Source organism: Candidatus Dormiibacterota bacterium (genome assembly GCA_036495095.1).
Taxonomy (GTDB): Bacteria; Chloroflexota; Dormibacteria; order Aeolococcales; family Aeolococcaceae; genus CF-96.
Genome location: DASXNK010000144.1, coordinates 24,390 through 35,255, shown reverse-complemented (window position 1 = coordinate 35,255; position 10,866 = coordinate 24,390). Strand labels below are relative to the sequence as shown.

General features: G+C 74.7%; 12 protein-coding genes. All 12 read left to right on the top strand.

What is annotated here, in order from left to right:
* A partial coding sequence (locus VGL20_14760) for an ArsA family ATPase (GenBank protein HEY2704945.1) occupies window positions 1-611 on the top strand: 611 nt, incomplete at its 5' end.
* 53 nt (window positions 612-664) lie between these two features.
* Entirely contained in the window at window positions 665-838 is a 174-nt protein-coding gene (locus tag VGL20_14755; GenBank protein HEY2704944.1) for a hypothetical protein, read from the top strand.
* 4 nt (window positions 839-842) lie between these two features.
* Complete coding sequence (locus VGL20_14750; protein HEY2704943.1) at window positions 843-1,595, top strand: site-2 protease family protein; 753 nt, start codon at window positions 843-845, stop codon at window positions 1,593-1,595.
* Window positions 1,592-2,998: an L-seryl-tRNA(Sec) selenium transferase gene (gene selA, locus VGL20_14745; protein HEY2704942.1), complete on the top strand. Its 1,407-nt coding sequence runs from the start codon at window positions 1,592-1,594 to the stop codon at window positions 2,996-2,998. The genes VGL20_14750 and selA overlap by 4 nt, the downstream gene beginning before the upstream one ends.
* On the top strand, window positions 2,890-3,555 hold the full coding sequence (locus VGL20_14740; GenBank protein ID HEY2704941.1) for an NUDIX domain-containing protein: 666 nt from the start codon (window positions 2,890-2,892) through the stop codon (window positions 3,553-3,555). The genes selA and VGL20_14740 overlap by 109 nt, the downstream gene beginning before the upstream one ends.
* Before the next feature lie 49 nt (window positions 3,556-3,604).
* Window positions 3,605-5,482, top strand: coding sequence for a selenocysteine-specific translation elongation factor (gene selB, locus VGL20_14735; protein ID HEY2704940.1), 1,878 nt, complete (start codon window positions 3,605-3,607; stop codon window positions 5,480-5,482).
* A gap of 57 nt (window positions 5,483-5,539) precedes the next feature.
* Window positions 5,540-6,313 (top strand): gamma-glutamyl-gamma-aminobutyrate hydrolase family protein, encoded by a 774-nt coding sequence (locus tag VGL20_14730; GenBank protein ID HEY2704939.1) that lies wholly within the window; start codon window positions 5,540-5,542, stop codon window positions 6,311-6,313.
* Window positions 6,310-7,887 carry a glycosyltransferase family 39 protein gene (locus VGL20_14725; GenBank protein ID HEY2704938.1) on the top strand — a complete coding sequence of 526 codons (1,578 nt, stop codon included), beginning with the start codon at window positions 6,310-6,312 and terminating at the stop codon, window positions 7,885-7,887. The genes VGL20_14730 and VGL20_14725 overlap by 4 nt, the downstream gene beginning before the upstream one ends.
* 71 nt (window positions 7,888-7,958) lie before the next feature.
* A complete protein-coding gene (locus VGL20_14720) occupies window positions 7,959-9,125 on the top strand; it encodes a thiolase family protein (protein ID HEY2704937.1) in 1,167 nt (388 codons plus the stop codon).
* Between the two features lie 169 nt (window positions 9,126-9,294).
* Complete coding sequence (locus VGL20_14715) at window positions 9,295-9,660, top strand: response regulator (protein ID HEY2704936.1); 366 nt, start codon at window positions 9,295-9,297, stop codon at window positions 9,658-9,660.
* Window positions 9,661-9,684: 24 nt separating this feature from the next.
* Window positions 9,685-9,987, top strand: a complete 303-nt coding sequence (locus VGL20_14710; protein ID HEY2704935.1) for a hypothetical protein — start codon at window positions 9,685-9,687, stop codon at window positions 9,985-9,987.
* A gap of 41 nt (window positions 9,988-10,028) precedes the next feature.
* Window positions 10,029-10,865 carry a M55 family metallopeptidase gene (locus VGL20_14705; protein HEY2704934.1) on the top strand — a complete coding sequence of 279 codons (837 nt, stop codon included), beginning with the start codon at window positions 10,029-10,031 and terminating at the stop codon, window positions 10,863-10,865.
* Window position 10,866 lies beyond the last annotated feature (1 nt).

The window sequence follows — 10,866 nt, the reverse complement described above, 5'->3', positions numbered from 1 at the left end:
AGGACCTGCTCCTCGACCTCGAGGGGATGAAGGGCGTGCTCGGCGACCCGCGGGTGTGCACCGTGCGCATCGTGCTCAACCTCGAGAAGATGGTCATCAAGGAGGCACAGCGGGCCTTCACGTACCTGAGCCTCTACGACTACCTCACCGACCTGGTGGTGGTGAACCGCGTGCTCCCCCCCGAGGTCACCGACCGCTACTTCGACGCCTGGCGCGAGGCGCAGACCCGCTACGGCGAGATGGTGGACACCGCCTTCGCGCCGGTGCCGATCATGCGCACCCGGCTGTTCGACCACGAGGTGGTCGGCATCGACAGCCTCGCCGAGATGGCGGAGTCGATCTTCGGCGACAGCGACCCGTCGGCGATCCTCTACCACGAGGTCCCCCAGCGGGTGCGCAAGAACGGCTCCCAGTACGAGCTGCTGCTCCACCTCCCCTTCGTCGGCCGCGACGAGCTCAACGTCACCCACCGCGAGGGCGAGCTGTACGTCACCGTCGGCCCCTACAAGCGCGAGATCTCGCTGCCGCGGGTGCTGAAGGGCAAGACGGTCACCTCCGCCAAGCTCGAGGAGGGCATGCTCCGGGTGGTGTTCGGGAGTGCCAGGAGCTGAGCGACCAGTGCCGGGCGTGCCCCTGCCGCCTGCTCGGTGAGGCGGGCCAGCTGATGGGCTCCACCGTGAACGAGCTGCTGCCTCCCGAGGCGCAGATCCACCTGCTCAACGCCCAGCGGGAGCTGCTGCTGGCGGTGAAGGTCACCGTCGAGCACCACCGCCGTCACCGCGCCGGCGCCGACGGTGCCGCCACCCGCCGCCGCCCGGTCAGGGTCGAGGTCGAGTAGCCCCATGGAGCGCTGGCAGATCTACCTCAGCTTCGTCCTCTACACGCTGCCCGGGCTGGTGATGGGCTTCACCTTCCACGAGCTCGCCCACGCCGTCGTCGCGGTGCGCTACGGCGACAGCACGCCGCGCGCGCAGGGCCGGATCTCGCTCGACCCCCGCAAGCACATCGACCCGCTGGGGTTCGGCCTGCTCCTCACCGTCGGCTTCGGCTGGGCGAAACCGGTGCAGTTCAACCCCTATGTGGTGCGCACCCGGGTGCAGCAGGGGGTGGTCGCCGCGGCCGGCCCGCTCACCAACCTGTTCCTCGCGGTGGTGTTCCTCGCCGCCATGCACCTGCAGATCCTCAGCGATCCGCAGCTGCCGGGGGAGGCGGGGGGGATCAACCAGCAGTTCGGCCACGGCGGCGGGTCGGTGATCCTCTACTGGTTCCTGATGCAGGGGTTCTTCATCAATGTCGTGCTCTTCGTCTTCAACATGCTGCCGATCCCCGGCATCGACGGCTACATGGTGTTCCGCGGGCTGCTCGGCGGCGTCATTCCCGGGGTCTTCGACTGGATGGACCAGAACCGGCAGGTGGTGTGGTTCGCCGCCATCGGGCTGCTGTTCCTGCTGCCCCAGCTGTTCGGCGGAACCGTCAATCCCCTGGCCTCGCTGTTCACCAACCTCCAGGACTTCCTCTACCGTACCTTCGTGACCCCGGACTACCTGCCCGCGGGGGGCTTCGTCAGCCTCTTCAACGTGCTGTCCTCGGGATGACCCGGGCCGGTGCGGCGCCGGCCCGCAACCTGCCCGCGGTCGATCGCCTCGCCTCCCATCCCCTGCTGGAGCGGTGGCGCGGGTCGCATCCCGCGGTGGTGCGCGCCGCCCGCGCGGTGCTCGACGAGGAGCGGGCCGCCCGCCGCGCCGGCGCCTCGGTGCACGGCGACGATGCGGCGCTCGCCGGGGCGGCCGCGGCCTGGCTGCACCTCCGCCTCGAGCCCGGGCCGCACCGGGTGCTCAACGCCACCGGCGTGGTGGTGCACACCAACCTCGGCCGGGCGCCGCTGGGGGCGGCGGCGCGGGCCGCGGTCGCCGTCGCCTCGGGCTACAGCGACCTCGAGTACGACCTCGGGCGGGGCGCCCGGGGCTCCCGCCACGACCACGTCGCGCCGCTGCTCGCCACCCTCTGCGGCGCCGAGGACGCCCTGGTCACCACCAACAACGCCGCCGCGGTGCTGCTGATGCTGAGCGCCCTCTGCCGCGGGCGCGAGGTGCTGGTCTCGCGCGGCGAGGCGGTGGAGATCGGGGGCGGGTTCCGGATCCCCGAGGTGATGCGGCTGAGCGGCGCGCGGATGGTCGACGTCGGCACCACCAACCGCACCCGCGCCGCCGACTACGCCGCCGCGGTGACTCCGCGCACCGCCGCCATCGTCCGGGTCCACCCCTCGAACTTCACGATCGTCGGCTTCACCGAGCGGGCCAGCACCGCCGGCTGCGCCGCCGTCGCCCGCGACCACGGCCTGCTGCTGCTCGAGGACGCCGGCAGCGGCGCGCTCCGCGACCCCGCCGCGGTCGACCAGAGGCTCGCCGGCGAGCCGGTGCTCGAGGCCGTCCTCGCCGCCGGGGCCGACCTGGTCACCGCCAGCGGTGACAAGCTCTGCGGCGGCCCCCAGGCGGGGCTGATCGCCGGCCGCGCCGACCTCGTCGCCCGGCTCCGCCGCCACCCGCTGATGCGCGCCGTCCGGCCCGACAAGATGGTGCTCGCCGGGCTCGGCGCCACCCTCGCGGCCCACCTCGCCGGCACCGCGGGCGAGGCGGTGCCGGTGGAGCGGATGCTCGGCCTCGACCCCGACGCGATCGAGGCGGAGGCGCGCAGCTGGGCGTGGACGCTGCGCGCCGGCGGTGTCCCCGCGGAGGTCGCCCCGGCCCGCTCCGAGGTGGGCGGGGGCTCGCTGCCGGGGACCTCGCTGCCCACCACCTGCGTCACCCTCCCCGGCCCCAGCGGCCGCCTCCTCGCCGCGCTCCGCGCCGGTGAGCCGCCGGTGATCGCCCGCGCCGAGGCGGGCCGGGTCTGGCTGGATCCCCGCACGGTGGCGCCGGACGAGGTGGCCGAGCTGCTGCGGGAGGTCCGGGCCGCCTGGGAGCGGGTCCATGGCACCCCGCCGGAACCGGAGCGCTGAGCGCCCCCCGGGCGCCGGCCTTCCGGCTGCGCCTCGGCGACCGCGACCACGCCATCCACGGCGCCCAGCTGGCGATCGTCCGCGACGGCCGGGTGCTGCTCCAGCTGCGCCCCTGGCCGCCCGGCTGGGAGCTCCCCGGCGGGCACTGCGAGCCCGGCGAGGACCCCGCCGCCACCGCCGCCCGGGAGGCCGAGGAGGAGACCGGCCTCCAGGCCACCGTCGGCGGACTGGCCGGCGTCTACTCGTTCGACGGCCTCCGCCGCGGCGGCGACGCCGTCTACTGGGGGACGCTGAGCGGCGGCCGCCCCCGGCGCACCATCGAGGCGGTGCGCACCCGCTGGTTCGCGCCGGACGCGCTGCCGCCGACCATCTTCCCCTGGTTCCGCCAGCGGGCCGTGGACGCGCTCGCCGCCGCCGCCGGGGCCTCCCCGGTGTACCGGGTCCAGTCGGTCACCCCCCGGCACGTGCTCTTCTTCGGGATGAGGTGGGTGGCGACCGCCGTGGATGCCCTCCGGTCCGCCCGCCGCCGCCGGGGGCTCCGTCGCCGCCGTCCCTGAGTGACGCGGGGCGACGCCGCGGCAGCGGTCGGCGGTACCGTCCCGAGGCATGAACCTCGTTGTCGGTACCGCGGGGCACGTCGATCACGGCAAGTCGTCGCTGGTGCTGGCGCTCACCGGCACCGACCCCGACCGGCTCGCCGAGGAGAAGCGGCGGGGGATGACCATCGAGCTGGGCTTCGCCGCCTGGACGCTGCCGTCGGGCGAGCGGGTCGGGGTGGTGGACGTGCCCGGGCACCAGCGCTTCGTGCGCACCATGGTGGCCGGGGCGCAGGGGATCGACCTGGTCCTGCTGGTGGTGGCGGCGGACGAGGGGGTGATGCCCCAGACCCGCGAGCACCTCGCGATCTGCGGGCTGCTGGGGGCGCGGCACGGAGTGGTGGCGCTCACCAAGTGCGACCTCGTCGACGACGACGTGCTCACCCTCGCCCGCGCCGAGGTCGAGGAGGTGATCGCGGCGTCGCCGCTGCGCGGGGCGCCGGTGGTGCCCTGCTCGTCGCTCACCGGCGAGGGTCTCGACGAGCTCGGCCGCACCGTCGAGGCGGCGCTGGCGGCGGCTCCGGCGCGGGTCGACCGCGGCCGGCCGCGGCTCTTCGTCGACCGCGCCTTCGCGCTCCCCGGGTTCGGGCCGATCGTGACTGGAACTCTGGAGACCGGGGCGCTGCACGCCGGTGACGAGGTCGGCATCCTGCCCGGCGGGCTGCGGGCGCGGATCCGCGGGCTGGAGCGGCACGGCGAGCGGCTGGAGCGGGTCGAGCCGGGGGGCCGCACCGCGGTCAACCTCGCCGGGGTCGAGCGTGCCCAGCTCGGCCGGGGGATGGCACTGGTGGCCCCCGCCGCGATGGCGCCGGTGCGGCGGCTCGACATCCGCCTGGAGGCGCTCGCCGACGCCCCCGCGGGGATCCGCCACAACGCCACCGTCTCGGTGCACCTCGGCACCGCGGAGGTCGCCGCCCGGGTGTGGCTGCTCGAGGGCGTGGAGCTCGGGCCCGGCGAGACCGGCCACGCCCAGCTCCAGCTCGCCGCGCCGCTGGCGGCCGCCCCCGGCGACCGGCTGGTGGTGCGGCGCATGTCCCCGCAGGCGACCCTGGGGGGTGGGGTGGTGCTCGACGCCGCCCCCCGCCGCCACCGCCGCCGCGACCCCGGGGTGGCGGCGGCCCTGTCCCGGCTGGAGACCGGAGGGCTGCGCGCGCTGCTCCTCGAGCTGCTCGCGCGGCAGCGGCTCGGCGCCGAGCCGGCGGCGCTGGCGCGGGCGGCGGGCGCGGGTCGGGGCGAGGTCGACGCCCTCCTCGCCGGCCTCGGCGACGAGCTGGTGCGGCTCGGCCGGCGGCTGCTCGCCGCGGGGCGGTGGGAGGAGCTGCGGCGCACCTCGGCGGCGGTGCTCGGCGCCTACCACGACGCCGAGCCGCTGCGCCCGGGGATGCCGCGCGAGGAGTGGCGCAGCCGGCTGGGTCTCCCCGGCCCGCTCTCCGCGGACGTCGCCCACCGCCTCCGCGGCGAGGGGGCCCTCGAGGAGGCCGACGGCTGCGTCGCCCTCGCCGGGCGCGGGCGCAGCGTCTCCGGCACCGCTCAGCGGGCCGTGGACGCGGTGCTGGCGCTGCTCGCGGAGCGCGGCCTCGACCCCCCGCCGATGGCCGAGCTGCGCGCCGCCGGCCTCACCCCGGGACTGCTCCGGCTGCTCCTCGACGACGGCCGGGCGGTGCGCCTCTCCGCCGACGTGGTCCTCGCCGGGCCGGTGTACTCGGCGGCCCGCGAGCGGGTCGAGGACCACCTGCGCGCCCACGGCGAGGCCACCGTCGCCCAGATCCGCGACGCCGTCGGCGCCACCCGCCGGGTGGTCGTCCCCCTGCTGGAGACCCTGGACGCCGGCCGGGTGACGGTGCGGGTCGGCGACCTGCGCCGCCTCCGCGCGCGAGAGGCCCGATAGAGTGCGGCGGGGGAGGCCCCCCTACCATGGGGCGCGTCGGCGCCCGGAGGAGAGAAGTTGCGTCCTGTCGTGGTCGGGATCACCCTGCGGCCGGTGACCCACGAGGGCCACCCCGAGCGGCTGCTGGTCAACCGGGTGTACAGCGACGCCGTGGAGCGCGCCGGTGCGGTGCCGCTGCCCATCCCCACGCTGCGCGACCCCGCCGGCGCGGTGGTCCTGCTCGAGGCCTGCGACGCGCTGCTGCTCCCCGGCGGCCCCGACGTCGAGCCCCGCCGCTACGGCGAGGAGCCCTGCGAGGGCTGCCACACCGAGTGGGTCGCCGACCTCGACGCCACCGAGGCGGCGGTGCTGGAACGCGCGCTCGCGACCGACCTGCCGGTGCTCGCCATCTGCCGGGGCTGTCAGCTGCTCAACGTGGTCCGCGGCGGCTCGCTCTGGCAGGACATCGTGGCCCAGGGGGCGGGCGACCCCGGCCACGACGCCGAGGCCTCGGGGATCCCGCGCACCGAGGTGATCCACCCCATGGTCCTCGAGCCCGACAGCCTGCTCTCCAGCGTCCTCCAGGCCACCGTGGTCGGGGTCAACAGCATCCACCACCAGGCGCTGCGCCGGGTCGGCGACGGGCTCAGGGTGGTGGGCCGCTCCCCGGACGGGCTCGCCGAGGCGGTGGAGATGCCCGGCCGTGGCTTCGTGATCGGGGTGCAGTGCCATCCCGAGGAGCACTGCGCCACCGAGGCGTGGGCCGCCCGGCTGTTCACCGCCCTGGTCGACGCCGCCCACCGCAGGCGGGAGGGGCCCTCGACCTACCCCCGCTCCGCGGTCGGGGGGTGAGCGCAGCCGGCGCGTCGCGGCTGCGGGACCCCTGGCGGCTGGCCCTGGGGGCGGCGGTGGCCGGGATCGTGCTCCTCCACCTGCTCGGCCTCGGCAGCGCCCCCCCCGGCCTGTACAGCGACGAGGCCTCGATCGGCTACAACGCCTGGGCGGTCGCCCACACCGGGCTGGACGAGCACGGCGCCCGGCTCCCCCTCTTCTTCGAGGCCTTCGGGGAGTACAAGAACCCGGTCTACGTCTACCTGCTGGCGCCGCTGACGTGGGTGCTGCCGCTGACCCCGGCGACCGAGCGGCTGCCCGCGGCGCTCTGCAGCCTCGGCGTGGTCGCCGCCGCCGCGGCCACCGCCTGGCGGCTGACCAGGAGCCGGCCGGTGCTGCTTGCGACGGTGCTGAGCGCCGGTCTCACCCCCTGGCTGGCGGCGGAGGGACGGGTCGGCTTCGAGGTGATCTCGATGGTGCTGGCGCTCTCGGTGGCGCTGCTCTGCCTGGTCCACCTGCTCGAGGACGGCGGGGTGCCCTGGGGCCTGGGCGCCGGGGTCGCCCTCGGGGTCTCGATCTACGCGTACAGCACCGGGCGGCTGCTCGTCGCCATTCTCACCGTGCTGCTCCTCGCCGTGCTGCTGCCCCGGCGGCGTCGCTCCGAGACCCTGGCGGTGATCGTCCCGGTCGCCGCCGCCTACCTGGTGCTGGCGGTCTGGTCGCAGGGCCACCCGGGTGCGCTCACCGGCCGCTTCGCGTCGCTGAGCATCACCGCCGACCACCCCTCGCCGCTGGTGGCGGTGCAGCGCCTGGTGCGCAACTACGCGACCTACGTCGGCGCCCCCTTCCTCGCCACCCACGGCGACTCCAACCCCCGGCACAACACCGGCTTCGGCGGGATGCTGCTGCTCGCCTCGCTGCCCGCGGTGCTGCTCGGCGTGGCCACCTGCCTGCGCCACCTCCGCAGCCCGCTGCACCGCCTGCTGCTCGGCGGGCTGCTGATCGCCCCGGTGCCGGCGGCGCTCACCGCCGAGGGCACCCCGCACGCGCTCCGCGCCTCGGCGATGCTGCCCTTCCTGCTGGTGATCGCGGTGCTGGGATGGGCGGTGCTGCTCCCCACCCTGCTCGACCGGCGGCTGCGGGTGGCGGCGCTGGTGCTGCTGCTCGCCGCCGGCGGCGAGGCGGCGGCCTTCGAGCGCGACCTCTTCGCCGACTGGCCGGGCCGGGCGCTCGGCGCCTTCGACACCGGCGAGCTCGACGCCATCCAGCGCGCCCACGACCAGTCCGCCGGCCACCTCGTGCACCTCTCCACCACTCTCGACCAGCCCTACATCCAGGCCCTCTTCCAGCTCCGTCCCGACCCCGGCGACTACGTCCGCCGGGGGCTCGCCTCGGTGGGGGTGGAGCTGACCGCGCCCGACCGCATGGGCGACGACGCCCACCCCGGCGACCTGCTGGTGCTCGCCCCCGGCGACCAGCCGCCGGCGGGCGCGCAGCCGCTCTTCGAGGAGACCGCGACGGTGGGGTCGCCGGTGTTCTCCCTGGCCGGGCCGGAGAGCAGCAGCGTGGTGCTGGTCCAGGTCTACCGTCGCTGACCGGCAAGGACGCCGTTTCGCGCCTCGCTGCTATGGTTCGACCAGGAACCTTGGACACGGGGAGTGAGGGCATGACCGACGTCGTGATCGTGGAGGCGGTGCGCACACCGCTGGGCCGCGGCAACCTGAAGAACGGTGAACTCCGCGATGTCCATGCAGTCAAGCTCGCCGCCCACGTGCTGCGCGAGGTCGTCAGCCGCGCGCGTCTCGACCCCGCCATCGTCGACGACGTCATCTTCGGCTGCGTGATGCAGACCGGCGAGCAGGCGGTGAACATCGCCCGGCAGGCGGTGCTGCTCGCGGGCTTCCCCGTCGAGGTCCCGGCCACCACCGTCGACCGGCAGTGCGGCTCCTCGCAGCAGGCGGTGCACTTCGCCGCCAACCTCATCCAGTCCGGGGTGTGCGACATCACGATCGCCGCCGGGGTGGAGAGCATGAGCCGGGTGCCGATGGGAGCCACCGTCATCCAGGGCCCGGGCACGCCGTTCCCGCCCGAGCTGCTCGAGCAGTACAACCTGGTCAGCCAGGGCATCGCCGCGGAGATGATCTCCGACGAGTTCGGCATCACCCGCCGCCACGCCGACGAGTTCGCCGCCGAGTCGCAGCGCCGCGCCGCCCGGGCGCAGTCGGAGGGACGCTTCGACCGTGAGATCGCCCCGCTGGTGGTCGGCGAGAACGGCGACGGCCGCGTGGTCTCGCAGGACCAGGGCATCCGCCCCGGGACGACGGTGGACACGCTCGCCGCCCTGCAGGCCTCGTTCAAGCAGGACGGCGTCTGCCATGCCGGCAACTCCTCGCAGATCACCGACGGCGCCGCCGCGCTGCTGCTGATGTCCGCCGAGAAGGCGGCCGAGCTCGGCCTCACCCCGCGGGCGCGGATCCGCTCCCAGGCGGTGGTCGGCGTCGACCCGGTGACGATGCTCAAGGGCCCGATCCCCGCGACCGCGAAGGTGCTCGCCCGCGCCGGCCTGCAGCTGTCGGACATCGACCTCTTCGAGGTGAACGAGGCGTTCGCCCCGGTGGTGCTCGCCTGGGAGCGGTCCCATCACCCCGACATGGACCGGGTCAACGTCAACGGCGGGGCGATCGCCCTCGGCCACCCGCTCGGCGCCTCCGGGGCGCGGCTGATGACCACCCTGCTCCACGAGCTGGAGCGCACCGACCGCCAGCTGGGGCTGGAGACGATGTGCTGTGGCGGGGGGATTGGCACCGCCACGATCATCGACCGCGACGTCTGAATCGGGGCTTTCAGTGCGCGTCGCGCCGTGACTGTGACGGCGCGGTCACGGCCGGCTCGCGAGACCGGCACACTGCGTGAAGGCCTCTGGAGGTCCGCAGACCCCGTGATATAGTCGGATCGCCCTCGACGGAACGTCTCCGTCGCCCGCCCCTTTGCCCGGTTGCGAGATGAAGAAGGTTCTGATCATCGAGGACTATTACGCCCTCGCCGACATCGAGTCCCTGCTGTGCACGATGGAGGGATACGAGGTCAAGGTGGCGAAGTCCGGCGACGAGGGTCTGCAGCTGTTCGGTGAGTTCAGGCCCGACCTGATCCTCCTCGACCTCATGCTCCCCGGCGAGCTCAGCGGCTCCCAGGTGCTCGAGCGGATCCGCTCCGAGCACGGTGACGAGCCCAGGGTTCTGGTGGTGAGCGCGCTGGTGAACCCCACCACGGCCCCCAAGCTCGAGGCCTACGGCAACGTCGAGACCCTCGGCAAGCCGTTCAAGATCAAGGAGCTGGCGGCGCGCATCCAGGCGATGCTCGACAACTAGCCTCACAGGGAACACAGTCACAGGGTGCGCGCCGAGCCCCCGCCTCCGCCCCGCCGCCGCGACTCCGAGCCCGCGCCCGAGACGCCGGGCCGCCGCGCCCTGCCACCGCGGCAGCGCTGCCCCTACCTGGAGCAGATCATCCGGGAGAAGGCGGGCCCCTTCGGCTGGCTGACCCGGTTCAAGGCCGACTGCCACGTTGACCGGCGCACCCACACCTGGACCGGCCGCCATCCGGTGCCGCCGTGCGTGAGCGACCCGCAGACCTGCGCCCTCTACCGGCGCGAGCGCTCCGCCGAGGACCAGCGCATCCAGCGCTACCGCGACTGACCCCCAGACCGGGCCTCCGCGCGGCATAGTCCCGGTTCCATATGGACGTGTACATCTCGGTGGGCCTCGAGGGGGTCGCGGGCGTGGTCGACCTCGCGCAGGTGGACGACGTCGGCGCCGGCCGTGCCTACCGCCGGGCCTGCGGGCTCATGACCGGCGAGGCCAACGCCGCGGTGGGCGGCGCGATCACCGCGGGCGCGCAGCGGATCATCGTCAACGACGCCCACGGCCGCATGAACAACCTCGACCTCGAGACCCTCGACCCGCGGGTGGAGTGCAGCGTCGGCTACCCCAAGCCGTTCGCCTCGATGGCGGGGATCACCAGCCGCTTCGGCGCCTGCTGCCTGATCGGCTACCACGCCGGCGCCGGCTCGGCCCCCGCGATCCTCGACCACACCCTGTCCCGGCGGATGTTCCGCGCGGTGCGCCTCAACGGCGTCCGCCAGACCGAGACCACCCTCAACGCCGGGCTCGCCGGGCACCACGGCGTCCCCGTGGTGATGGTGAGCGGTGACGAGGCCACCTGCGCGGAGGCGATCGCGGTGCTCGGGCCCAAGCTCCAGACGGTGGCGACCAAGGCCGCATTCGGCAGCGGGGCCGCCTACTGCCTGCACCCATCGGTGGCTCGGGAGCGCATCGAGAACGCGGTCCACGAGGGCCTGACCCGGGCCATCGGCGGCGACGTCGAGCCCTATCGGGTCACCCCTCCGTACCTGCTCGAGTGCGACACCACCACCACCCTCGCGGCCGACTACGCGTCCACCATCCCCGGGGTCGAGCGCACCGCCGGGCGCACCCTGCGCTTCGCCGCCGACGACTACGCCACCGTCTTCCGCGCCCTCCTCACCATGTCGATGCTCGGTGAGCTGATCGGCTGAC